Origin of the sequence: Staphylococcus shinii (assembly GCF_017583065.1) — a bacterium.
Lineage (GTDB): Bacteria > Bacillota > Bacilli > Staphylococcales > Staphylococcaceae > Staphylococcus > Staphylococcus shinii.
The window spans coordinates 80,162-103,150 of record NZ_JAGEVL010000007.1; the positions used below are offsets into that span (position 1 = coordinate 80,162).

Genomic DNA, 22,989 nt, shown 5'->3' on the forward strand with positions numbered 1-22,989 from the left:
ATAGAACATTAGCTAAATTTAAATCTTAGTATTTATTGTTTTAAAAATAGAGAAGTGCAGCTTAAATAGATGTTAAAATTTTAATCTAACATACTAAAATTTTACTCAAGTGTCACTTATACTACCAAAACATAAAAAATATATTATATATGCAAACAAAAAAAGCGTACAAAAAGTCTGGTTAATATCGACGTTTTGTACACTTTTTAAATGTCTAAATTTTATTTTCTGTATTTTAATTTTGCAAAAGCATCATGTTGATGTATAGATTCTTCGTTACGACATTCTATATCGAATCCATCGAGCCATTCAAAACCGACTAAGTCTGCAGCGATTAGACGAATTAAATCTTCTACAAATCTTGGGTTTTCATAAGCGCGTTCTGTAACGCTTTTTTCATCTGGACGTTTGAGGATAGGGTATAATATAGAGCTTGCGTTAGCTTCCATGGCATCAAGAATTTTTCCTTTATAATCGTCTACTAGTTCAACATCTTTATTGATGTATGCTTTGACAGTTACGATACCACGTTGGTTATGAGCTGAGTATTCACTAATTTCTTTAGAACAAGGGCAGAGTGTCGTTACTGCAGCTTGAATTGTGATTTCCTTACGTGTTACTTCTTTTTTATCTATTGCTAGGCCGTAAGTAACATCTGCATGACCTACAGCTTTAATTTGAGTTACTGGGCTGTGTCGATCAAAAAACCACTTTGCTGATACATCTAGGCCAGCAGCATTTTGATTCATGCTTTCTTGTAAACTACGTAGCAGTTGATAAAGTGAGTCAAAGTCTAATTCTATACCGTTATGGTAGTGTTTTTCTACGCTTTCTAAAATACGGCTCATATTGATACCTTTTTCATCTTGATTAAGGCTTGTTGAGAAACTAAAGTTTCCAGCAGTTTGGAAACGATCAACAAGTACAGGATAAACAAGGTTTTTAATGCCGACTTCTTCTATCTCAAATAAGAAGTCTTTATGAGTGCTTTGCAAGTCTTTCATATTTTCTTTTACGGTTGGTTTAGTTCCTTCAATAGGGTCGACGGAGCCGAAATGTTTCCAACGACCTTCTCGAGTAGATAAGTCAAATTCTGTCATGCTATTGCCTCCACTTAAGATTCAAAGTTATAAGTCCAATAAGGTTCTACTTCTAAGAAACTGTGCACTTCTCCAGGGACATCAGGTGTTGCTAATTGCTCTAAAAATGGCCCTGTTTGTGATGCGTGTGCTTCAAATGCACGAAGTTTTACCTCTTTATAATCACTGATCTCATTTAGAATGTCAGGTTCACCTAATTTTTCAGGTGCGTCATTACTAAATGCTACAAGTTGTAAACGTGGTCTTTCAGATGCTGGCATACGACCAACAGTTCTTACGACTGCCTCAGCAGTAGCTTCATGGTCTGGGTGTACAGCGAACTGAGGATAGAACGAAATAATTACAGATGGTTGTAATTCATCAATTAAAGATTTAACCATAGCATCCATTTCGTCATGTGGTTCAAATTCAACCGTTTTATCTCTTAATCCCATTTTACGTAAATCAGTTATGCCTATTGCTTCCATGGCATTTTCTAATTCTTTTTCTCTAATGTCCGGTAATGTTTCACGTGTTGCAAAAGGTGGGTTACCTAAATTACGACCCATTTGCCCAAGTGTTAAACATGCATAAGTGACCGGAACGCCATTGTCGATATAACGTGCGAGTGTGCCCGCAGATGAAAATGATTCATCATCTGGGTGTGGAAAAATTACTAATACTTGGCTTTCCTCTGACATAATATGCCCTCCTTAAGCTTTAAATGGTTGAGTACTTATTTCTAAAGCAGCAGCTAATTGACCTTCATAGTTAAATCCCGCTAATAGAAACTCGTCATTTTCATTTACTTCGTAATGTGTTAACCCCTGAACATAAACCCAACCGTTATCTTTTAATTTTAGTCCAACGCGGTAAGGATCTTTGTTGCCGCCTTTCAGTTGTGCATGTTCATAAGTCACTTGTATATTTCTTAAAAAGGTTCCCGCATTAAATACACGTTGGTCAAAGTGTGCAGCGTAAGCACCATTTGTCGTTTCGACGTGTAGGTATACAGGTTTATGCTCATATGAAGAAAGTAAAGATTGTACTTTTTCATGATTTATTTCTTCCAAAATTTTGCCTCCTTGCTTTCAAAACCCAACATTACAAAATTCATTTGATTTAAATTTAGTACAAACAATGTACGCAAAAAGATATCTACAGTCTAGTTTAAACCGACTTTTGTACATTTGCCACCTGAAAAGTAAATTTTATATACAAGAATTGTACTGTAATTTTGATTATCTATCTATTCTACTAAAAACAGCAATAGAAATGTATAACTCTGCTCATTTTAATATAATTAATTTATGAATTTTTTTAAGGTGTAAGTTCTAAAATTCAATTTCTGTTAAAACGAATAAAAAAACGTATAATGAGTAGTGTGATTGTATATAGTATAAAGTAGTAGTTTAATCATCTTAATAGGAGGGCATTTGTTTATGAAAATAACAAATCTTGGAACAAGAGATTATGCTTCTTTTTATGTAGCTTGCGAATTATATAAACAGATGAGTCAACAATGTCATAGCAAATTAGGTTTGGCTACAGGTGGTACCATGATAGAGGTCTATAAATTTTTAGTCGACTTATTAAAGAAAAATAAATTAGATGTATCACAAATAGAAACATTTAATTTAGATGAATATGTAGGGCTTGATGCAAATCATGCACAAAGTTATCACACATATATGAATAACGTATTATTCAAACGTTATCCTCACTTTAATCTGTCATTACTTCATGTTCCAAATGGTAATGCAATGGATTTAGATGAAGAAACAAAGCGCTATGAAAATTTGATTAATCAACAAGGTCCAGTAGATATTCAAATATTAGGCATCGGTGAAAATGGACATATTGGTTTTAATGAGCCTGGTACAGATGTGAACAGCGCAACGCATATTGTAAATTTAACAGAAAGTACGATTAACGCGAATAGTCGTTATTTTGAAAATGAAGCTGAAGTACCAAAACAAGCTATTTCTATGGGGCTTTCTACTATTTTAAAAGCTCAGAGAATTATTTTACTGGCATTTGGAGAGAAGAAAAGAGAAGCTATTGAGAAATTAGCTGAAAATGAAGTGAACAGTGAAGTTCCAGCTACCATATTGCATGCACACCCCAATGTAGAAATTTATGTTGATGATGATGCAGCACCTAGATTAAAGTGAGTGAGTTTTAATCATACAGAAAAGGGTAAACATTTTAAGCGTAAGATTTTAAAGCGTAAGCATAGCCAAATGAGGCTTTGATAATCTAATTCAAGAAGGGATGATCATTTTGGAATTACAACTAGCAATTGATTTATTAAACAAAGAGGAAGCGGCAGAGCTTGCAAATAAAGTTAAAGATTATGTAGATATTGTAGAAATTGGTACACCGATTGTAATAAATGAAGGGTTACCAGCAGTACAACATCTAAATGATAATATTGAAGGCGTTAAAGTTTTAGCTGATCTTAAAATTATGGACGCAGCAGATTATGAAGTGAGCCAAGCGGTGAAATTTGGTGCAGATGTAGTAACTATTTTAGGTGTTGCTGAAGACGCTTCAATCAAGGCTGCAGTAGAAGAAGCTCATAAACACGGTAAAGAATTATTAGTCGATATGATTGCAGTACAAGATTTACAAAAACGTGCGAAAGAATTAGATGAATTAGGTGCGGATTATATTGCAGTTCATACAGGTTACGACTTACAAGCTGAAGGTGAATCACCGTTAGAAAGTTTACGCCAAGTGGAGTCGGTAATTAAAAGTTCTAAAGTTGCAGTAATTGGTGGTATCAAACCAGATACAATTAAAGAAGTAGTAGCAGAAGAACCAGATTTAGTTGTAGTTGGTGGCGGTATTGCTAATGCAGATGATCCAGTAGAAGCTGCAAAACAATGCAAAGATGCGATTGAAGGCAGATAACATGACTGAAATTACAAATTACCGTCTAATCTTAGACGAACTAGACCATACCCTTTCACATGTGAAAGATAATGAAGCTGAAGTATTTTTAGCACAGGTCGTTAAAGCGAAACAAGTTTTTGTTGCTGGCAAAGGCCGTTCTGGCTTTGTAGCTAATAGTTTTGCCATGCGTTTAAACCAATTAGGTAAATATGCGTATGTTGTTGGAGAGTCAACGACACCATCCATCACTTCAGAAGATTTATTTGTGATTATTTCAGGCTCAGGAAAAACCGAACACTTGAAAATTTTAGCTGATAAAGCTAAAAGTGTTGGAGCTGAAGTTGTTTTATTAACGACAAGCCCTAATTCGCCAATTGGTCAATTGACTAATGCAATCATTGAGTTGCCAGCAGGTACTAAATATGATGCAGAAGGCTCAGCTCAACCATTGGGCAGTTTATTCGAACAAGCATCGCAAATATTCTTAGATAGTATTGTTTTAGATTTAATGACGGAACTAAAAATAGATGAAGAAACCATGCAACAAAACCATGCAAATTTAGAATAAGTAAGGTGTTAGTCACTTAAATTATTAACATCTTCTAGACTGTCGACAGGGTCTCCGACTTTGTTGGCAGTTTTTTTGTGCAATTGTTATGTATATTTTTCGTGAGTTTCTTCAATCTTCGGCTGTACGCTACAGTTATCGCTATTCGCACAAAGGCATACTTTAATAATGAATAGTTTTTTTGTACGTATACATAATTTGCGATGGAATTGAATATATATTCTGTTGTAGGATTATATATTATGAATATACGATGAGTTTATTAATATTTCATTTTTATTGGAGTAAGGGCTTTCAAAAAATGCGTATATATTTTAATATTAATTGAATAGATAAAAATAAATTTAGCTAACTATTTATAAATATAGTTTTTATAAATAAATTTAGTGTGATTAATAAATAAAAAGTTAAGATATATTGATGTTTTAGCGTCTAATGTGATGAAGGTGAGATATTTGAAGAAACGACAATGGAAATTAAGTACAATAATTATTATTTTTGTATGTATCGTTGTGCTAATTTCTTTAGTTATTACTAGTATTTTAATAGGAAATACTGTTAAAAATTCTATTCATAGAACTGCTGAAGAGAAGGCAGAAGCTGTGTCTAGCACAACGGCACAATCTAATATTGTTAAAAGGGGTTTGAAAGATAAAAGTAAGGAACAACAAATACAGCGTTATGCTTCTGAAATTAAGGCAGCGACAGACGTCAGTTTCATTGTTGTTATGGATATGAATAGTATAAGAAAATCGCATCCCAATTCTGATTTAATAGGTAAAAAATTTCAAGGAGGAGATGAATCACCAGCCTTAAAAGGGAAAGAAATAATAACTGAATCTAAAGGAACTTTAGGCAAATCTTTAAGGTCATTTACTCCAATTTATGATGAGGGGGAACAGATTGGTATAGTCGCAGTTGGTATACCCATTGAAACTGTAAATGAAGCATTTGCATCGGGAATGAAAGATATTTGTATTGGTCTGATTATAGGTTTGTTTTTCGGCATTGTAGGTGCATACTTATTGGCGAGGTATATTAAAAAGATACTACATGGTTTAGAACCTGGAATTATTGCGAAACGATTAGAGGAAAGAAATACGATGTTGCAGTCTGTTCATGAAGGTATCGTTGCAGTAGATAAAGAGGGTAAAATTAATTTGGTAAATAAATCGGCTATACAAATATTTAAAAAAGCGGGATTAGCTGCATATCCAATCGGCATGAAAATAAATGAATATTTGGATTCAACTCAATTAGATAAAGTGGTAGAGATTGGACAACCTCAAGTTGATGAAGAACAAAATATTAACGGCGTGAAAATATTGGTTAACAGAGTGCCACTATATGTTAATAACCAAATCGTTGGAGCAATTTCAACTTTCAGAGATAAAACAGAGATGAATAGATTATCCGAACAGCTAGTTGGGGTGAAAACTTATGCGGAAACTTTAAGAGCACAATCTCATGAATTTAGTAATAGGTTACACGTTATTATGGGCATGTTACAAATGGAAAATTATGAGGAAGTAAAACAATATATTCGAGAAATTGTGAGTTATAGTGCTCAAGAAAATGTTAATATTGCTACACAAATTAAAGATGCGGCATTGGCAGGGTTTCTAATTGGTAAACTGAGTTTGGCTAGGGAGAAAAATATAGAATTAACGATTCACATAAATGAAGTGGTTCCCGAACCTCATGATAGTCGCTTAACACATGAAATTATTACCGTAATTGGTAATTTAATTGATAATAGTATAGATGCTTTAGAACATCAGAATGACAAAATAATTAAAGTTAATTTAAACTATACACAACAAAATTTGAAATTTGATATAACAGATTCTGGAGAAGGTCTAACAACACATATGCAACATAAGATCTTCGAAAAAGGTTACTCTACAAAAGGAAAAAACAGAGGGTATGGTCTATATTTAATAAAAGAAAGTGTTAAGAAGCTCAATGGCTCGATTAATGTCGATAAAGATTTGGATGGATGCACTAAATTTATAGTTGAAATCCCATATGATTGAAAGAAGGGTAAAAGATGATTGATGTATTAATTGTTGAAGATGATCCGATGGTCGCTCAATTAAACCAACAATTTTTAGAAAAAATAGCAGGATTTAATATAAACGATATCGCATATAACATTAAAGATGCCACAGCAATACTTCAATGTAAGAAGGTTGATTTAGTATTATTAGATGTCTATTTACCAGATGAAAGTGGTTTGACGTTACTTAATTATATACGTCAACATCAATTAAAAACAGATGCAATCTTAATTACGGCGGCCTCAGACATAGAAAAAGTTCAAACTGCGCTACATTATGGGGCAGTCGATTACTTAATTAAACCTTTTGAATTTGAAAGATTTGAACAAGCATTAGTTAAATATAAGAATAAATTTCAAATATTTAATCAACGTGAAGTAGTAGATCAAACCGCGTTAGATGAGGCGCTACTTAATAAGCGCAATGCTGTTAATGAGACTAAAGCAACACTCCCTAAGGGTTTAACACAGAGTACATTACAAGCGATTGTTAATAACGTGAATCAATCAGAAAAGAGTGAGTTTTCTACGTCAGAAATTGCAGAAGTGGCACATATATCTAGAGTCTCTGTACGCAAATATTTAAAGTTTTTAGTAGAAATAGATATTCTTGAAGAGTCACTCACTTATGGCATTGGTAGACCAGTTTATTTATATAAATTTAAGAAGAAAAACATCGATTTTCTACAAAGATATATCTCAGTTACCTAGAAATTATGTAATAGTGTCTCAAGTAAATCTTTGTAGCGTCTATAACTACAGATTGAATATCTACTGATTAATTTGGGTTATGATTGAAGTCTAAAGTTCAAAAAGGTATATAATTAGTTTATAATTGGAATTAATTAACTTTAGGAGTGTTTTTTTGAAATACTTTTTAATTACTATGGGTGTATTATTTACAATTATTGGTTTTGTAGGAGCTGTATTACCGCTATTACCTACGACTCCATTTTTATTAGTTGCTGTTATTTGTTTTTCAAAGAGTTCGGAAAGATTTGAAAACTGGTTAGTAAATACTAAAGTTTATATAACTTATGTAGAGAGTTTTAAAAACAATAAAGGTTATACTTTGAAGAATAAATTTAAGCTATTGATTAGCGTTTATATTGTCGTTGGGTTTTCGATTTTTATGATAGATCATTCATTAATAAGACTAGGGTTGGTAATTATGGTAGTTATCCAGACGATTGTACTATTTACAGTTGTTAAAACATTACCTAAGGATTTTTAAGTTTGAAAAAGTAGGAATAAAGCAGTGATTAAACTATATTCAACTTTTGTTTTAAACATTTGTATTTATAAAAGATAGAAATGGACAAATGTTCATGTAACCATCACTAACTCAATAAGCAGAGTACAAGCGATGGTTTAAAAATAAAGGTATATGGTCGATGTGCTTAAAACTAGTTTTTTTAAGCGTTATCCTTTATAAAAGGAGGAGTGAAAATGAAACTTATCAGCATTATTTTGGGAATTTTAGTGATATTTTCTTGGTTGTTTGTACTTAAAGAGTACAAACAAGGAAATGAGAAAACAGAAAAAGGTAAGACAGTCCTCCTAATTGCTTGTGCTTTGACTTTAGTAATGACATTAATGAATTTCTTTGACTAGTTAGAAACTTGAACATAATGCTAATTGGTTTTAAAAGTTATAGAGTTAAAATTTAGTAATTATATTACATAATATGAATAGAAAAGCTCCCCGGAATCTATATAGTCGATTTCGGGGAGCTTTTTAACAAGAAAATTATTTTATTCTTTTAAATATAGTTGAAGCAATAGCACAAAAAATTGTAATACAAAGTAAGACACATAAAAGTATAAAGCTACTGCCAGTGACGTTAAAGCCCATTTCAAAAGCAGTATTACTCTTACGCATATAAAAATTCATAATTATAATAATCATCACGCCAATAAAGGAAAGTATGCCTATAATATCAATCATTAATTTAGCGTAAGGGTACTTGATATTTTTAGCAATCATATCTTCACTTCTTTCTTTAAATTTGATTTATGGAAAATGCTAGTTGTTTGTACTTAAAGTAAAGTGATAAATAATAGATAAATCAAACAAATTTTTTATAGGAAAAATGCTTCACTTATCATCAAAGAATTAGCAATTCATTTTTCTTTAAACTTTAAATGTTAATCATAATTATAAAATACATAATATTTTGTGATAAATACTATATACACAATAACATAGTTTATTAATATGTTATAATCGTAACAAATATATTTTAGGAAAAAAGGGTTTGATAATGAAAGTTTTAAAATACTCATTACTAATCGCGGTAACATTACTATTAACAGCTTGTAATAATGCTAAATCGGAATATGAAACTCCTGATAAAGAAACACAAGGGACAGAAACACCAACTGAAATATTTTCAAGTCAGAAAATAGATGAAACTATTAGTGAAGAAGAAATGGATTCAAGTATTAAGCAATATTTAGATACGTTTAATGCGTTGGAGGAAAATACTTCAAAAATGAGTGAGAGAGATGAGTTAAGTGAGAAGGATCAAGCAAAATTAAATAGATTAACAAAAATGGCTCACAAGAATGATGAAAACTTTAAGCATTTTATAGAATCAAATCAAATACCTGAACAGTATGAAAAAGGAAGTTTTGAAGTTAGTGATTATGTAACTTCTGTGAATGAATTAATGAGTAAAATTAATGATAAAGTAAACGAAATGAAAAATGAGGGACATTCAGATAAGGCAAAATTAAAAGCTGTAGGAGAAATTGAAGATCTGAATGCTAAATATAAAGATAGAGTTAATGGAAAAAACAGGAAAAAGTAGAACAATTTCTAAATAAACATGAGATTAAAACTAAGTCGTTTGATTAAAATAAAAGAGAAATATATTGATTAGTAATGTTAACCCCCTCACTGCTATATATATGTAGTGAGGGGATTAACTGTTTAAATAGGTTCATTTAGTTACCGAAGTTATTTTCTTTTAAATTATTGAAATTAATATCTGATTTGGTTATGGTTCTAACTGCATAATTGCTCCAAAGTATTGTTGGCAAGTAGTAAAAGATACAAATGCTATCAATTCACTTATTTCTGAAGGAGTTAGATGATCTTTCAATATTTTAATAGCATAATCAGGGATTGCATTTCCTAATGTGAGATATACTTCTACAAAACCAATACAAATGGCTGATTTTTCATCAGTTAATTCATGGCTTGGTTTTCCTTTTGCTTTACAGTATTTGCAACCATTCTTTTGAGCTAGCATTCTGCGTAATTCTTCTTTTAAGGCTTGAGATAATAAACGTTCCTTTTCTAATGATTTACTAAGGTTATTCCAGTTATACAGAATTTCCCTGTTATAACCTAATAATTTTTGGAATGGTGTTTCACCGCAAGCAGACAATTCAATTATAGGCATATATATTCCTCCTTTAACTTAGTTAATTTTATGATACTTATAAATTTAATTACATATTAAAAATTAGGTATAATGTAAATATTATTACTAAATTGAAGGGGATTATATAAATGGACTTAACAGATAGAAAAATCTTAAAAACTTTAAAAGAAGATAGTAAAGTTTCTCTAAATTATATTAGTAATGAAGTTAATCTTTCAACGCCTTCGGTGCGAGAAAGAATAAATAAATTGAAAGATTTAGGTGTTATAAACAAATATACAATTGAAATTGATTATAAAACGTTAGGATATGACATTGAAGTCATAATAGATATAGTGATTAAAAATAATTTATATAAAGATTTTAAACTATACATAGCAGAACAAAATAATGTGGAATTTTGTTATAGGATTTCTGGGGAAAGTTGTTTTATTTTTAAAGTAAGATTTAAAAATATAATAGACGTAGAACGTTTTGTCGATAGTATGCAAAGGTATGGTCATACTAAAACGCATTTTATATTTTCAAAAACAATTTAAACTAAAGCATGTGGCATAAATATATGATCCATATGCTTTTATTGATTTAAATGTTATCTAAAACAATGCTAAAGGTTTTGACATACACAGCATTTCCAGAAATTTTTATATCATAAGCATCAGTATGAGTTGTCACTTCAACGTTCACTTTACCATCCTTTTCTAGTTCTTGGCCTTGTTCGATGAGTAGCGTTAATGTGTTTGATACCCTCTGCCTCTGTTTTATATATTTAATGTAATATGCACCCATTACACCGGATGCGGTACCTGTGACTGGGTCTTCTTTAGTACCTGAAAAGGGTGAGGAAAAATGTCTTGTATGCATATCAGTGTTGAAATGATGCGTTTCCATGCAGAATGGATGAATAGAAACGTGTGGCATTTCTTTTAATATTGAGGGAAATAGTTCATTATCTGGGTTCAATTTTTCACAAACTTTAAGGTTTTTAACTGGGGTAATAAGTGTCCAAACACCCGTGCTTCCATAAACAATAGGTAAATTGTCGTCAAAATCGCTTGTTTCTATACCCAAAACCTTAGCTAAATCAACCTTAGAACCAGAGAATGTTTTAAACTGTGGTGAGGATTGTTGCATAGTAATATATACACCATCACTTGAATTATCAATTTTTATTGGTAACACACCAGCGTTGGTTTCGATTGTAAAGTCGGTTTTATTCTGTAATAAACCTCTAGTTTTTAATGCGTAAAGCGTTGCAATAGTTGCATGACCACACAGGTTCATTTCATGACCTGGCGTAAAAAATCGTATCCTTAAATCAGCTTTATTAGATTTAAGTGGAAAAGCAGTTTCATTGAATCCAACTTTTAAGGCAATTGCTTGCATTTCTTCAACCTTTAAGTCATCACCACATAATACGACACCCGCTGGATTACCCTTATTTGCTTCAGTACTAAATGCGTCATAGTGATAAACTTCTACAGATTTTGTCATTAAATCACTCCTACATAAGTAACAACCTCACACTTTAAGATTGTTGATAAAATAATTTGTTGTTATATATAATTTATCAAATATTAGCAGCTTGATAATAATTAAATACTAAAACAAGCCTACTTGTAATCATATTCAAAACCAAAATATTATTCTGTTTACCCGTTATTATTTAATAATGTTACGTATTTTTGGTTTTTTTAATTACAAAAAGATTTAAAAATTTACATAAGCTATCATTCGTCCTTATTTAGCAATATTATGAAAATATTCATTATTTAAGGGGGATGTCAATGATATCTAAAAGTGAAATGAAAGCGCTTACTATAGATGGGGTAGAAAAAGATGGCCGAATCTGGTCGAAATTAACACATATGAAGGTAGGGGTTATACCTTTACCTCTCTATATAACATTAGCAGTAATCATATTTATTGCCTCTGTTTACAATGCATTACCCGCTGATATGATTGGTGGGTTTGCGATCATTATGATTTTAGGGGTACTGTTTGGTGATTTAGGAATGAAAATTCCAATTTTAAAAGATATAGGTGGTCCTGCAATTTTAGCTTTATTAATACCATCTACTTTAGTATTTTTAGGTGTGTTTAATACAGCTTCGATGAACGCCGTTACAACGCTAATGAAAACATCAAACTTCTTATATTTTTATATTTCATGTCTCGTTGTCGGTAGTATTTTAGGAATGAAGAGTAAAGTTTTAATACAGGGTTTTACTCGAATGTTTATCCCATTAATTGTTGGTACTTTAACAGCAGTTATTGTTGGATTACTTGTAGGTATCTTATTTGGTTATGACATCAAACATACATTATTTTATATTATTGTACCTATTATTGGGGGAGGAATTGGAGAAGGCATTTTACCTTTATCAATAGCATACTCATCAATTTTAGGGGAATCTGCTGAATCCTTTGTTGCGCAAATGATACCAGCAGCCGTTATCGGTAATATTATTGCAGTTGTGACAGCTGGATTAATGATGAGATTAGGAGAAAAGAAAAAGTCATTATCTGGTAATGGGACATTAGTAAAGGCATCTGATGATAAAGAGATGGCAGCTGATACAAACGACGATAATAAGAAAGTAGATTTTTCGCTTATGGGAGCTGGTTTATTAATAGCCTGTACGTTCTTTATTTTTGGTGATCTTGCACACAAATTTATTGGTATTCCAGGACCAGTAATTATGATTTTATTAGCGACGTTGATTAAATGTTTACAATTGATGCCTAATAAAATGGAACAAGGGGCACATCAACTATACAAATTTATATCTACAAGTTTGACTTGGCCTCTTATGGTTGGTCTAGGGATGTTATACATCCCATTAGAGGAAGTGGTTAAAATTGTATCACCTGCATATATTGTAATTTGTGCTTCAGTTGTTATAACGATGATTAGTTCAGGATTTTTTGTAGGTAAATTAATGAAAATGTATCCAGTTGACGCCGCTATTGTGACAGGGTGTCATAGTGGATTAGGTGGTACAGGTGACGTCGCAATTCTGTCAGCATCAAAACGCATGTCATTAATGCCGTTCGCGCAAGTAGCAACAAGATTAGGCGGTGTATCAACAGTAATAGCTGCAACATTCTTAATGAAATTATTAAGTTAGTAAGAATGCATTCACTACTATTTATAAATAAAAGACGAAATAACAAATAATTAAGGGAGTAGAAATACATGACTATAAAAAACTATAAAGCTGAATCAATAGAGCTTCATCAAAAACATGCAGGGAAATTGGAAATTAATAGTAAAGTAGATGTGAATACGCAAGAAGATTTAAGCACAGTTTATACGCCTGGTGTTTCGGAAGTGTGTAATGTAATTGCTGAAGATGAAGAAAAGGTAAACACATTGACGTCTAGAGGTAATATGATTGGCATTGTCTCAGACGGTACAGCTGTTTTGGGGCTAGGCGATATTGGGCCTAAAGCTGCGATACCAGTCATGGAAGGAAAAAGTATATTATTCAAAAAATTTGCGGACTTAGATGCATTTCCAATTTGTTTGGATACTAAAGATACTGAAGAAATTATTAATATTATAAAAGCACTTCAACCTAATTTTGCAGGAATAAATTTAGAAGATATTGCAGCACCTCGTTGTTTTGAAATTGAAAAAAGATTAAAAGAAGAATTAGATATTCCTGTGTTTCATGACGATCAACATGGGACGGCTATTGTTGTGCTTGCTGCATTAATTAATGCATTAAAAGTTGTCGAGAAAGAAGATTATGAAGTGCAAATAGTGATTAATGGTGCAGGGTCAGCAGGTATTGCAATTGCGCAATTATTATTAAGTGCTGGATATAAAGATATTGTATTATTAAGTATTGAAGGTGTGGTTTGTCAAGGCGAGACATGGATGAATGATGCACAAAAGGATATTGCTGAAGTGACTAACTTAACGCAAAAACGCGGTGGTTTAGATGATGTGATTCAAAAGGCAGACGTATTCATAGGTGTTTCGGCACCTAATGTTTTAAATGAAAGTCACGTTAAAGCGATGAGTGATCAACCAATTATTTTTGCATTAGCCAATCCAATACCTGAAATCTTTCCAGAGAAAGCAATTGCTGCGGGCGCTGCTGTTGTAGGAACTGGTCGTTCTGATTATCCAAATCAAATTAATAATTTACTAGCGTTCCCAGGTATCTTTAGAGGCATTTTAAATGCGCGTAAGCAGAATATTACGACTGAAATGAAAGTAGCTGCTGCACAGGGTATTGCAAATGTTATTTCTGAAAGTGAATTAAGTAAAGACTATGTAATTCCACATGCATTAAATTTAGACGTGGTAGCAACGGTAGCCAATGCAGTTGAAAAATCAGCTTTGGAAACAGTCCATAAATAAATTGATTTAAATGAAGTGGATGATTGATATAGCCAGTAACTGTAACTGATTTTTAAACCTATCAAAGTTACCGATATTAAAAATTCTATTTCTTGTAAATGCTGTTGAGAGCATTCTAAATCGTATAATAAATGAGGTCGATATGAGTCGAGGATAGTGTTTCTGTCCCGAAATCATGTCGACTTTTTTATTTAAAATGGACTGATTGTTATAGAAATCGTAATAATAAAATATAAAAGCATTTGCAAAAGAAACAGTATATAGCTACACCGAACAATAGGAAATCTATATAAGAAATGTTAACATTAAGAATATTATAGTTAACAATAAGGTGATAAAAATGCAATTATTAAAAAATATTGAAATGTACGCACAATATCAACCGTACGATTGTGCACTTCAATTTGATGCAGAACTTATAAGTTATAAAGCGTTGCAAGCACGCATAGTAGCGATTGTAGAACAATTACATGATATTCCTGAAAATCAATGTGTTGCGCTTACGATGAACAACCCGATGTCTACAATATTGTATTATTTGGCTTTAATCAAAAAAGGGTGCATACCTTGTGTTATGGATTTTCGATGGACTCAAGAGCAAGTAAACAAGCTCATAGAAAAATACGATATTGCATATCTTATAAATAATGATTTAAAAGTCATATTATTTAAACAAGTAGAACAAAATACTACAGAGATAGATAATATATTACATATTGGTTTTACTTCTGGAACGACAGGTCTGCCTAAGGCGTATTATAGAAATGAGTTGTCATGGCTATATTCATATGAAGAAACTGAAAAATTAATGGAAAATGAAATAGATACTATGATTGCACCAGGGCCGCTATCACACTCTTTATCTTTATTTGTATGCATCTTTGCTTTGTATAGTGGTCGCAAATTTATTGGGCAGCAACAATTTAATGCAAAAGTATTAATGAATAAAATGAAAACAGACAAAACAATAAAGCATTGCGCTTTATTTGTAGTTCCTACAATGTTAGATACTTGTGTTTCCTGGAACAGTTCTGTGCAACAAATTAGATATATATTTACGACCGGAGATAAGTTACAACATCGTTTAAGAAATAGCGTTACCATGCTTTTTCCTAATGCAACATTAATAGAGTTCTTTGGAACTTCGGAGGCGAGTTTCATTAGTTATAACTATAATAATGAGGCACCTAGCCATTCTGTTGGAAAACTATTTCCTAATGTTACAGTCAATCTCGACCAAGTTGATGAATATGGTATTGGTAAATTAAAAGTTAAGAGCAACATGGTATTCAGTGGATATATTGGGGATTCACATCCAAATGATGATTGGATAGAAATTGGTGATTTTGCATCATTAAATTCAGAAGGTTACTTATATTTACATGGTCGCCAGCATGATCGAATGATTATTGGTGGTAGGAATGTTTATCCAAGTGAAATAGAACGTTTCGCTCAAAATTTTAAAGAGTTCAAGGAAGTATTAGTCATTAGTGAGTCTCATTCAAAATTTGGCGAAATCGCAGTATTACTTTATACCGCTAAGCAAGAAGTGACGTATCGGGAGTTTAAGCATTATTTAACTCAGTATTTGGCTCGTTATCAGGTGCCATCAAAGTTAGTGAAAGTAAGTAAAATGTATTATACACAAAGTGGTAAAATTGCACGCAAACTTATGAGAAGTCTTTATTTAAAGGGTGAATTAAAACAATGAACGAAGCAGTTGTAATCGCAGCGAAACGAACGCCATTTGGCAAATATGGTGGGAAATTAAAGCATTTAGAACCAGAAGCATTATTAAAACCATTATTTGAGCATTTCAATGAACAATATCCACATATAATGTCAGAAATTGACGATGTTATTTTAGGTAATGTGGTAGGAAATGGTGGCAATATTGCTAGAAAATCTTTGCTAGAAGCTAGATTGAATCAAAATATTCCAGGGCTTACATTAGACAGGCAATGTGGTTCTGGGCTAGAAGCTGTGATACATGCATGTCGAATGATTCAAGCTGGCGCGGGTTCAATATATATTGCTGGTGGTGTAGAAAGTACAAGTAGGGCGCCATGGAAGATTAAAAGGCCGCAATCCGTCTATGACACGCAGTTACCTGAATTTTTTGAACGTGCCTCTTTTGCACCAGATAGCCAAGATCCATCGATGATTCAAGCTGCGGAACATGTAGCACAAACATATAACATTTCAAGAAAAGATCAAGATGCATTTGCATGGAAAAGTCATAGCAAGACAATTATGGCTTATAAACAAAAGCATATTAATCAAGAAATTGTTCCGTTGGAAGTAAAAGGTGAAATTTTTAACAGAGACGAAAGTATTAAAGAAAAAATGGGTGAACGCACATTAAATCGTTTGAAACCGTTATTAACTGAAGGAACAGTCACTGCAGGTAATTGTTGTATGAAGAATGACGGTGCAGTATTATTGTTGGTTATGGAAAAAACAGTCGCTGAAGATTACGGTTTACAAGAAGGTTTAATTTTTAAAGATGGTATTACAGTGGGAGTTGATCCTACTTTACTTGGAATTGGTCCAGTACCTGCGGTAAACACATTACTTAAGAGAAATAAACATACCATAGGTGAACTAGACGCTATAGAATTAAACGAAGCATTTGCATCTCAAGTATTAGCAAGTCAAAGAGAGCTAGGTATGTCACTAGATAAGTTGAATATATATGGTGGCGCAATCGCTACAGGACATCCATATGGAGCAAGTGGAGCTGCCTTGGTTACACGCTTGTTTTATATGAAGAATTATCATAGAACTATTGCAACTATGGGTATTGGAGGGGGCATGGGGAATGCAGCATTATTCGAACGATGGTCATGAAGTTAGAGATGTTATATTCAATGATAAGGAAGTAAATATTTACAATCAATTTTTTGGCGATGAGCCAACTAATATAGTTCCTCCACTTTTGTGCGCAAAGCTATGGCCAGAATTTACCTTGTTTCAAGAATTTATAGAAAATGAAATTTTACTTAGAGAAACCGAGGTTACTCAAATACAACCTTTAAGTGTAAATGAACATTATTTAGCACATATGCATATTGTTGACTGTAAGAAAATTCGTCAATATATGAAATATATAGTCAAGTTAGAAATTAATAAAAATAAATATAAATGTATATCTATTACGCAAACTTTTTTGGAGCGTATTTAAAATGTTTGAGCTAAATATAAAACAAGTAAATGAATATTTATCATTAATTAACGATCATAATCCTGTACATAAGCAAATTGTTCCAGGTCAAATGGTAGTTCAAATAGCCCTTACAAAAACAAAAGTAAATTGGTCATCTTACAGAGTCAAATATGTTGAATCTATTGAAATATCAGAAATTATTAAAGTTAAATTTGAAAAGCCTAATAAATTAATTATTTTAAATGAAAATGACAAAATAAAAATATGTATAACAAAAAAATGAGTTCCCAAATTTACTTAAGGGAACTCATTTTTTATTTTGTTATAAGTTTTATATGTGCGAAAAACAAAAAGATTATTATACATTTTTTGCATAAAAATAAAGAGAAAAGTGATTAAAAGGTTGAGGTCAGTTTGACAATATTCATTAACTACGTATAATTGTATAACATGTTAAAGGGAGTGGACATATTCATGGATTATGAAAAGGATTTTGATAAAAGTAGTATAAATAAGGTTGATCCCAAAACTGCTAAAAAAACTGTGTTTGCCACAGGTATCGGAAACGCAATGGAATGGTTTGACTTTGGTTTATATTCTTATTTAGCGGTGATACTCGGACAAAACTTCTTCAGTTCGGTAGAAAATGATCAACTCAAAACAATATTTACATTTGCAACATTTGCAATCGCGTTCTTACTTAGACCAGTCGGTGGTATTATCTTTGGTATAATTGGAGATAAATACGGTAGGAAAGTTGTATTAACAACAACCATTATTATGATGGCGTTCTCAACGTTACTTATTGGTATATTACCTACATACGATCAAATTGGTGTTTGGGCGCCGATACTACTTTTATTAGGTAGAGTGTTACAAGGATTTTCAACAGGTGGGGAATATGCAGGTGCAATGGTATATATAGCAGAATCTTCACCGGATAGAAAACGAAATACGCTTGGTTCTGGCCTTGAAATTGGTACATTGTCAGGTTATATTGCTGCATCAGTATTAAGCGGATTATTATTCTTCTTTTTAAATGATGATCAAATGGCTTCATGGGGTTGGAGAATTCCATTTATCTTAGGCTTATTCTTAGGTATCTTTGGTTTTTATTTAAGAAGAAAACTAGAAGAATCTCCAGTGTATGAAAACGAACTTGCAGATAAACCGAGAAGAGATAATATCGGTTTCTTAACAATTATTAGATATTATTATAAAGATATTATTGTATGTTTTGTTGCAGTCGCATTCTTTAACTGTACAAATTATATGGTAACTTCATATATGCCATCATATTTACAACAAATTATTAAATTAGATAGTACAACAGTATCTGTTTTAATTACAGTTGTTATGGCAGTGATGATTCCATTAGCATTAATGTTTGGTCGACTTGCTGATAGAATTGGTGAAAAAAATGTATTTTTAATTGGATTGGTTGGTACTGCAGTGTTTAGTATTGCTGCTTTTTCACTTTTACAAACAACGTCGATTATCTTTATTATCGTTGGTATCTTTGTCTTAGGTTTCTTCTTATCAACATATGAAGGAACTATGCCTGGTTCGTTACCAACAATGTTCTATACTCATATTAGATATAGAACGCTGGCAGTAACATTTAATGTATCTGTGTCATTATTTGGTGGTACGACACCGTTAATCGCATCTTCACTTGTAGCAAAAACAGGCGATCCATTATCTCCGGCTTATTATTTAACGGTTGTGAGTATTGTAGGTATTATCGTTATTTCGTTATTACATGTAAGTACAGCAGGGAAATCACTTAAAGGTTCATACCCTAATGTCGAAAGTGACGAAGAATATGAATATTATAAGGATAATCCTGATAAGGCATTGTGGTGGACGAAAGATAAGCGCGTTTAATTAAAAGTTTTAAATATATTTAAAAGAGGGACAGAAATCAATTTTTTATAAAATGATTTTTGTCCCTTTTTAGTATGATAAGGAATGAAATAATTTTTGAAGCAAGAAATGCTCGAGTTAGTGCTCATATATAAGCAAGACTAACTCAATAAGGTGATTGCAAGGACTAAAACTACTTATGTTCATTTCAGTTATTTACAGACTATATGATGAAATAGTGCCAGACATTCAATGACCAAGACTGATTTTTTATGTTATCTTAAGATTAACTGAGAAAAATTAGGAGGATGAATATGGCTGTAACAGTAGAACAATATTGGAGAACATTTATTGAAGCATTTCCAGAATATAAGGGTGTGAAATTTGAAGCATGGTCCTTTGGTGTTGATGAAGATGAATTAGCAGAATTAGTAAAGCAAGGTGAGAAAACTGCTACGACGAGTGGTTACGAAACGTATAAAGTTGAAGAAGAACCGCTACCTCAAGTAGGAGAAGTTAGTGTGATCTTAAATGAAAAGGGACAGCCAAAATGCGTAATTGAAACAACACGTGTTTATCAAACTCCTTTCAATGAAGTAACTGAACATCACGCTTACTTAGAAGGTGAAGGCGATAAGTCATTAACATATTGGCGGAAAGCACATATTGATTTCTTTAAGCCGTATTACGAGTCTTTAGGATTGGAGTTTAATGAATCTATTATCGTAGTATGTGAAGAATTTAAAGTGCTATATGTATAAAAATAGTGGTACATAAGTTAGGACTGCTTCGAGGTTGCTCTCCAAGCAAACAAAGGGGACAATCTTTGCCTAACTATGTACCACTTAGGGTGAGTGTTTATAGGGTTGTGTGTTCAAAGTGTGTATAAGGGGACAACTTATACACGCTTTGCTTTTTTAACTTCATATGTCTTAAAGGGGAGTTAATTGTATATCTTAAATTCTGAATTCTTCTTAGTGCAATTTCTGCATAGTCTTCGATGTATAGAAAATGTGCTTAATAACTTAGCTTCATGTTATCAACATCATTTTCAAGTAGAGAGAGTAACTTATATAATTCATTCATGTTGAAATTTTCATCGAATTTAACAGAAATTGTTTTGAAAGTCTTGGTGATAATTTCATATATTGGGTTACCATTTTCAAAAGCCTGTTTGTAGATAATCATGTTGTGATTCCCTCCTTTATCTCTCTACACTTATTATAATAATGGAAAATCAATGTAAATACATGAGTCTACAGTATCAACTTTTTATCAGACTAATGTCGTATATTATTTGAAGATTTAAATAATTGTGCGTGTTAGGTATGATTTTATAGGTTGTTTAAAGTCTGTATTATATATTTATAAAAGCCTTATTTTTCAAAACCTTCCATAATATATATAAAGCACACCTCACTATTAACATTCTTTTGAGGTGTGCTTATGGCTCTTATTTATTTAAACTTCTGTAACTTCTACATCTATGTGTTCAACGCGGTTAAATGCGCCGTGATCAACTGGACCAACGAAGTCGTTCATTTTCCAACCATTTTTAATTGCTGAAGCAACAAATGCTTTTGCAGCGATTACAGCATCTTTAGGTGATTTGCCATTTGCTAAGTATGCAGTGGTAGCAGCTGCGAATGTACAACCAGCACCATGGTTATAACTTTGTTGGAACATATCTGTTGTTAATTGATAGAATAGCTTTCCATCATAGTATAGGTCATATGATTTATCTTGGTCTAATGCTTTGCCACCTTTAATAATTACGTGCTTTGCGCCTTGTTGGTGGATAATTTCAGCTGCCTTTTTCATATCATCTATTGATTTTAAAGTACCTAAATTGGCAAGTTGGCCAGCTTCAAATAAGTTCGGTGTTACGACAGTTGCTTTTGGTAATAAATGTTCTACCATTGCATCTGTGTTACCTGGGTTTAGCACTTCGTTTTCTCCTTTACATACCATTACTGGATCTACAACAAAGTAGTCTGCGCCAGATTCAACAAATGCTTCGCCAGCACGTTTGATAATTTCTTGTGTACCCAGCATTCCTGTTTTTACCGCGTCTGGGCCGATTGAAATTGCTGTTTCTAATTGTTTTTCAAATACATCAAATGGAATTGGCGTCACATTATGTGACCATGTTTTTTCATCCATTGTTACGATTGAAGTTAGGGCTACAATGCCGTATGTCTCTAGTTCTTGAAAAGTTTTTAAATCAGCTTGCATACCTGCACCAGCGCTAGTATCTGAACCGGCAATCGTTAATGTTTTTTTCAATGCCATTAAATTTCACTCCTAAATATCTTTTGCACTTATCATACCATGTTTAACGTGTATTCTAAATAACGAGGTGTTGATAAAGGTGGCTTTGAGAAGCTTGTAAGGTTTTAGAGGGATTTATGTAAGTGAGGGTCGTTAAATTAATAAACAGAGCGTACACCTGAGCTAAAGCTCAAGCGTAAGAACCCCTAATTTTGCTAAAGCAAAAAAGGGGTTCTTTATGTTACTATATGAATGAGGTGAGACGATATGGAATGGTCGGATGTTTTTCATGATATAACTACGCGACATGACTTTACTGCCATGCATGATTTTTTAGAAAAAGAGTATACTACTGAAGTGGTGTATCCCGATAAAGAAAATATTTATCAGGCATTTGATTTAACGCCTTTTGAACACGTGAAAGTGGTCATATTAGGTCAAGATCCTTATCATGGACCTAATCAAGCACACGGACTAGCTTTTTCAGTACAGCCAGATGCCAAGTTTCCGCCTTCTTTAAGAAATATGTATAAAGAACTGGAAGATGATATTGGTTGTGTGAGAAAATCTCCACATTTACAAGATTGGGCGCGTGAGGGTGTCTTATTATTAAATACTGTTTTGACAGTTCGCCAAGGAGAAGCGCATTCTCACAAAAATATTGGTTGGGAAATTTTTACTGATGAAGTGATAAAAGCGGTATCTGAACAATTGAAAAATGTTGTGTTTATTTTATGGGGCAAACCTGCGCAACAGAAAATTAAGCTAATAGACACTACGAAACACCATATTATTCAGTCTCCACATCCAAGTCCGCTGTCAGCATATCGTGGTTTCTTTGGATCAAAACCGTATTCTCTGACAAATAATTATTTACAAACAAATGGCATTAAACCAGTGAATTGGTGTGAGAGTGAGGATTAATACATGGAAAAAGAAAAGATTATTCAATTGATTGAACAGGAGTTAGTCCAAGCAGACGAAGCTCAAAGTAATGTTGATTTTGAGAAGCATATATATGCGATTCATACATTAACATCATTAGTTACTGAGACCCGTTCTAATAAACAACGTTATAGTGACAATAGTTTCAATGTATCATCTTCTTTTAAATCATCAACAGTACAACATGGAAATACTAAATCGAATATTTCTGAAAATGAAATCAGAGCGATGGGCGGAAAAGTACCAAATAGTTCCAGTCAGAATGTAACAACCGACACTGGATTAAATTCTAATAAATTGGTTACAGATGATGAAATAGGTAACGGTGACTCAATTTTTGATTTTTAAATAATGGAAGGATGGAAATTAAC

27 protein-coding genes are annotated in these 22,989 nt (G+C 32.5%); 19 read left to right on the forward strand and 8 right to left on the reverse strand.

Features of this window, described 5'->3' with window-relative positions; translation table 11 throughout:
• Positions 1–221: 221 nt before the first annotated feature.
• Genes folE2 through J5E45_RS10025 form a run of 3 tightly spaced genes read right to left on the reverse strand, consistent with a single transcriptional unit; the run spans position 222 to position 2,152 of the window.
• Entirely contained in the window at positions 222–1,100 is an 879-nt protein-coding gene (folE2, locus tag J5E45_RS10015; RefSeq protein ID WP_039068917.1) for a GTP cyclohydrolase FolE2, read from the reverse strand.
• A 14-nt stretch (positions 1,101–1,114) separates the two neighbouring features.
• Positions 1,115–1,780 (reverse strand): bacillithiol biosynthesis deacetylase BshB2, encoded by a 666-nt coding sequence (gene bshB2 / locus J5E45_RS10020; RefSeq protein ID WP_039068915.1) that lies wholly within the window; start codon positions 1,778–1,780, stop codon positions 1,115–1,117.
• A gap of 12 nt (positions 1,781–1,792) precedes the next feature.
• The gene (locus J5E45_RS10025) at positions 1,793–2,152 is read right to left on the reverse strand and encodes a YojF family protein (RefSeq protein ID WP_039068914.1); all 360 of its coding nucleotides are present in this window, start codon (positions 2,150–2,152) and stop codon (positions 1,793–1,795) included.
• Positions 2,153–2,521: 369 nt separating this feature from the next.
• Between J5E45_RS10025 and nagB the strand changes: the two genes are divergently transcribed.
• The 7 genes from nagB to J5E45_RS10060 all read left to right on the forward strand — a co-directional run bounded on the left by nagB (position 2,522) and on the right by J5E45_RS10060 (position 8,218).
• On the forward strand, positions 2,522–3,253 hold the full coding sequence (gene nagB, locus J5E45_RS10030) for a glucosamine-6-phosphate deaminase (protein ID WP_039068913.1): 732 nt from the start codon (positions 2,522–2,524) through the stop codon (positions 3,251–3,253).
• A 109-nt stretch (positions 3,254–3,362) separates the two neighbouring features.
• Positions 3,363–3,995 carry a 3-hexulose-6-phosphate synthase gene (gene hxlA, locus J5E45_RS10035; RefSeq protein ID WP_208182162.1) on the forward strand — a complete coding sequence of 211 codons (633 nt, stop codon included), beginning with the start codon at positions 3,363–3,365 and terminating at the stop codon, positions 3,993–3,995.
• Position 3,996: 1 nt separating this feature from the next.
• Positions 3,997–4,545: a 6-phospho-3-hexuloisomerase gene (gene hxlB, locus J5E45_RS10040; protein ID WP_039068909.1), complete on the forward strand. Its 549-nt coding sequence runs from the start codon at positions 3,997–3,999 to the stop codon at positions 4,543–4,545.
• 455 nt (positions 4,546–5,000) lie between these two features.
• The gene (gene dcuS, locus J5E45_RS10045) at positions 5,001–6,581 is read left to right on the forward strand and encodes a DcuS/MalK family sensor histidine kinase (protein ID WP_069792783.1); all 1,581 of its coding nucleotides are present in this window, start codon (positions 5,001–5,003) and stop codon (positions 6,579–6,581) included.
• A gap of 14 nt (positions 6,582–6,595) precedes the next feature.
• Positions 6,596–7,315, forward strand: a complete 720-nt coding sequence (locus J5E45_RS10050; protein ID WP_039068907.1) for a response regulator — start codon at positions 6,596–6,598, stop codon at positions 7,313–7,315.
• A gap of 154 nt (positions 7,316–7,469) precedes the next feature.
• Positions 7,470–7,838: a YbaN family protein gene (locus J5E45_RS10055; RefSeq protein WP_039068906.1), complete on the forward strand. Its 369-nt coding sequence runs from the start codon at positions 7,470–7,472 to the stop codon at positions 7,836–7,838.
• Between the two features lie 215 nt (positions 7,839–8,053).
• Positions 8,054–8,218 carry a hypothetical protein gene (locus J5E45_RS10060; protein ID WP_172643897.1) on the forward strand — a complete coding sequence of 55 codons (165 nt, stop codon included), beginning with the start codon at positions 8,054–8,056 and terminating at the stop codon, positions 8,216–8,218.
• Between the two features lie 135 nt (positions 8,219–8,353).
• On the opposite strand, the gene J5E45_RS10065 is transcribed toward J5E45_RS10060, so the two are convergent.
• The gene (locus J5E45_RS10065; RefSeq protein ID WP_039068905.1) at positions 8,354–8,590 is read right to left on the reverse strand and encodes a hypothetical protein; all 237 of its coding nucleotides are present in this window, start codon (positions 8,588–8,590) and stop codon (positions 8,354–8,356) included.
• A 277-nt stretch (positions 8,591–8,867) separates the two neighbouring features.
• On the opposite strand from J5E45_RS10065, the gene J5E45_RS10070 reads away from it, so the two are divergent.
• On the forward strand, positions 8,868–9,416 hold the full coding sequence (locus tag J5E45_RS10070) for an NDxxF motif lipoprotein (RefSeq protein ID WP_237282877.1): 549 nt from the start codon (positions 8,868–8,870) through the stop codon (positions 9,414–9,416).
• 189 nt (positions 9,417–9,605) lie between these two features.
• Here the strand turns inward: J5E45_RS10070 and J5E45_RS10075 are convergent, their stop codons facing one another.
• A complete protein-coding gene (locus J5E45_RS10075; RefSeq protein WP_208182163.1) occupies positions 9,606–10,013 on the reverse strand; it encodes a carboxymuconolactone decarboxylase family protein in 408 nt (135 codons plus the stop codon).
• A 110-nt stretch (positions 10,014–10,123) separates the two neighbouring features.
• Between J5E45_RS10075 and J5E45_RS10080 the strand changes: the two genes are divergently transcribed.
• Positions 10,124–10,534 (forward strand): Lrp/AsnC family transcriptional regulator, encoded by a 411-nt coding sequence (locus J5E45_RS10080; protein WP_069792781.1) that lies wholly within the window; start codon positions 10,124–10,126, stop codon positions 10,532–10,534.
• Between the two features lie 46 nt (positions 10,535–10,580).
• On the opposite strand, the gene J5E45_RS10085 is transcribed toward J5E45_RS10080, so the two are convergent.
• Positions 10,581–11,489, reverse strand: coding sequence for a PhzF family phenazine biosynthesis isomerase (locus tag J5E45_RS10085; protein WP_069792780.1), 909 nt, complete (start codon positions 11,487–11,489; stop codon positions 10,581–10,583).
• Positions 11,490–11,782: 293 nt separating this feature from the next.
• Between J5E45_RS10085 and J5E45_RS10090 the strand changes: the two genes are divergently transcribed.
• The 8 genes from J5E45_RS10090 to J5E45_RS10125 all read left to right on the forward strand — a co-directional run bounded on the left by J5E45_RS10090 (position 11,783) and on the right by J5E45_RS10125 (position 20,163).
• Positions 11,783–13,126, forward strand: a complete 1,344-nt coding sequence (locus J5E45_RS10090) for a 2-hydroxycarboxylate transporter family protein (RefSeq protein ID WP_069792779.1) — start codon at positions 11,783–11,785, stop codon at positions 13,124–13,126.
• 68 nt (positions 13,127–13,194) lie between these two features.
• Positions 13,195–14,370, forward strand: a complete 1,176-nt coding sequence (locus J5E45_RS10095) for an NAD(P)-dependent malic enzyme (protein WP_069792778.1) — start codon at positions 13,195–13,197, stop codon at positions 14,368–14,370.
• 340 nt (positions 14,371–14,710) lie between these two features.
• On the forward strand, positions 14,711–16,081 hold the full coding sequence (locus J5E45_RS10100; RefSeq protein WP_069792777.1) for an AMP-binding protein: 1,371 nt from the start codon (positions 14,711–14,713) through the stop codon (positions 16,079–16,081).
• Complete coding sequence (locus tag J5E45_RS10105; RefSeq protein WP_069792776.1) at positions 16,078–17,220, forward strand: acetyl-CoA C-acyltransferase; 1,143 nt, start codon at positions 16,078–16,080, stop codon at positions 17,218–17,220. The genes J5E45_RS10100 and J5E45_RS10105 overlap by 4 nt, the downstream gene beginning before the upstream one ends.
• Positions 17,192–17,554, forward strand: a complete 363-nt coding sequence (locus tag J5E45_RS10110; protein ID WP_069792775.1) for a hypothetical protein — start codon at positions 17,192–17,194, stop codon at positions 17,552–17,554. Before J5E45_RS10105 ends, J5E45_RS10110 begins: the two co-directional genes overlap by 29 nt.
• Before the next feature lies 1 nt (position 17,555).
• Positions 17,556–17,819: a hypothetical protein gene (locus tag J5E45_RS10115; protein ID WP_039068893.1), complete on the forward strand. Its 264-nt coding sequence runs from the start codon at positions 17,556–17,558 to the stop codon at positions 17,817–17,819.
• Positions 17,820–18,010: 191 nt separating this feature from the next.
• On the forward strand, positions 18,011–19,423 hold the full coding sequence (locus tag J5E45_RS10120) for an MFS transporter (RefSeq protein WP_069792774.1): 1,413 nt from the start codon (positions 18,011–18,013) through the stop codon (positions 19,421–19,423).
• A gap of 293 nt (positions 19,424–19,716) precedes the next feature.
• Positions 19,717–20,163 (forward strand): ASCH domain-containing protein, encoded by a 447-nt coding sequence (locus J5E45_RS10125; RefSeq protein ID WP_039068891.1) that lies wholly within the window; start codon positions 19,717–19,719, stop codon positions 20,161–20,163.
• A 256-nt stretch (positions 20,164–20,419) separates the two neighbouring features.
• Here J5E45_RS10125 and vraX read toward each other — a convergent pair whose 3' ends face one another.
• Both vraX and thiD read right to left on the reverse strand, forming a co-directional pair.
• On the reverse strand, positions 20,420–20,590 hold the full coding sequence (gene vraX / locus J5E45_RS10130; protein ID WP_017723548.1) for a C1q-binding complement inhibitor VraX: 171 nt from the start codon (positions 20,588–20,590) through the stop codon (positions 20,420–20,422).
• Positions 20,591–20,863: 273 nt separating this feature from the next.
• The gene (thiD, locus tag J5E45_RS10135) at positions 20,864–21,694 is read right to left on the reverse strand and encodes a bifunctional hydroxymethylpyrimidine kinase/phosphomethylpyrimidine kinase (protein ID WP_039068889.1); all 831 of its coding nucleotides are present in this window, start codon (positions 21,692–21,694) and stop codon (positions 20,864–20,866) included.
• 246 nt (positions 21,695–21,940) lie between these two features.
• On the opposite strand from thiD, the gene J5E45_RS10140 reads away from it, so the two are divergent.
• On the forward strand, positions 21,941–22,597 hold the full coding sequence (locus tag J5E45_RS10140; RefSeq protein ID WP_039068888.1) for a uracil-DNA glycosylase: 657 nt from the start codon (positions 21,941–21,943) through the stop codon (positions 22,595–22,597).
• Positions 22,598–22,600: 3 nt separating this feature from the next.
• The gene (locus J5E45_RS10145; RefSeq protein ID WP_039068886.1) at positions 22,601–22,966 is read left to right on the forward strand and encodes a DUF5327 family protein; all 366 of its coding nucleotides are present in this window, start codon (positions 22,601–22,603) and stop codon (positions 22,964–22,966) included.
• Positions 22,967–22,989: the final 23 nt, after the last annotated feature.

Coding starts and splice junctions, on each gene's coding strand:
- folE2 (WP_039068917.1), bottom strand. CDS start 1,100: ATGACAGAATTTGACTTATCTACTCGAGAAGGTCGTTGGAAACATTTC.
- bshB2 (WP_039068915.1), bottom strand. CDS start 1,780: ATGTCAGAGGAAAGCCAAGTATTAGTAATTTTTCCACACCCAGATGAT.
- nagB (WP_039068913.1), top strand. CDS start 2,522: ATGAAAATAACAAATCTTGGAACAAGAGATTATGCTTCTTTTTATGTA.
- hxlB (WP_039068909.1), top strand. CDS start 3,997: ATGACTGAAATTACAAATTACCGTCTAATCTTAGACGAACTAGACCAT.
- J5E45_RS10050 (WP_039068907.1), top strand. CDS start 6,596: ATGATTGATGTATTAATTGTTGAAGATGATCCGATGGTCGCTCAATTA.
- J5E45_RS10060 (WP_172643897.1), top strand. CDS start 8,054: ATGAAACTTATCAGCATTATTTTGGGAATTTTAGTGATATTTTCTTGG.
- J5E45_RS10065 (WP_039068905.1), bottom strand. CDS start 8,590: ATGATTGCTAAAAATATCAAGTACCCTTACGCTAAATTAATGATTGAT.
- J5E45_RS10070 (WP_237282877.1), top strand. CDS start 8,868: ATGAAAGTTTTAAAATACTCATTACTAATCGCGGTAACATTACTATTA.
- J5E45_RS10075 (WP_208182163.1), bottom strand. CDS start 10,013: ATGCCTATAATTGAATTGTCTGCTTGCGGTGAAACACCATTCCAAAAA.
- J5E45_RS10080 (WP_069792781.1), top strand. CDS start 10,124: ATGGACTTAACAGATAGAAAAATCTTAAAAACTTTAAAAGAAGATAGT.
- J5E45_RS10085 (WP_069792780.1), bottom strand. CDS start 11,489: ATGACAAAATCTGTAGAAGTTTATCACTATGACGCATTTAGTACTGAA.
- J5E45_RS10090 (WP_069792779.1), top strand. CDS start 11,783: ATGATATCTAAAAGTGAAATGAAAGCGCTTACTATAGATGGGGTAGAA.
- J5E45_RS10095 (WP_069792778.1), top strand. CDS start 13,195: ATGACTATAAAAAACTATAAAGCTGAATCAATAGAGCTTCATCAAAAA.
- J5E45_RS10100 (WP_069792777.1), top strand. CDS start 14,711: ATGCAATTATTAAAAAATATTGAAATGTACGCACAATATCAACCGTAC.
- J5E45_RS10105 (WP_069792776.1), top strand. CDS start 16,078: ATGAACGAAGCAGTTGTAATCGCAGCGAAACGAACGCCATTTGGCAAA.
- J5E45_RS10110 (WP_069792775.1), top strand. CDS start 17,192: ATGCAGCATTATTCGAACGATGGTCATGAAGTTAGAGATGTTATATTC.
- J5E45_RS10115 (WP_039068893.1), top strand. CDS start 17,556: ATGTTTGAGCTAAATATAAAACAAGTAAATGAATATTTATCATTAATT.
- J5E45_RS10120 (WP_069792774.1), top strand. CDS start 18,011: ATGGATTATGAAAAGGATTTTGATAAAAGTAGTATAAATAAGGTTGAT.
- J5E45_RS10125 (WP_039068891.1), top strand. CDS start 19,717: ATGGCTGTAACAGTAGAACAATATTGGAGAACATTTATTGAAGCATTT.
- vraX (WP_017723548.1), bottom strand. CDS start 20,590: ATGATTATCTACAAACAGGCTTTTGAAAATGGTAACCCAATATATGAA.
- thiD (WP_039068889.1), bottom strand. CDS start 21,694: ATGGCATTGAAAAAAACATTAACGATTGCCGGTTCAGATACTAGCGCT.
- J5E45_RS10140 (WP_039068888.1), top strand. CDS start 21,941: ATGGAATGGTCGGATGTTTTTCATGATATAACTACGCGACATGACTTT.
- J5E45_RS10145 (WP_039068886.1), top strand. CDS start 22,601: ATGGAAAAAGAAAAGATTATTCAATTGATTGAACAGGAGTTAGTCCAA.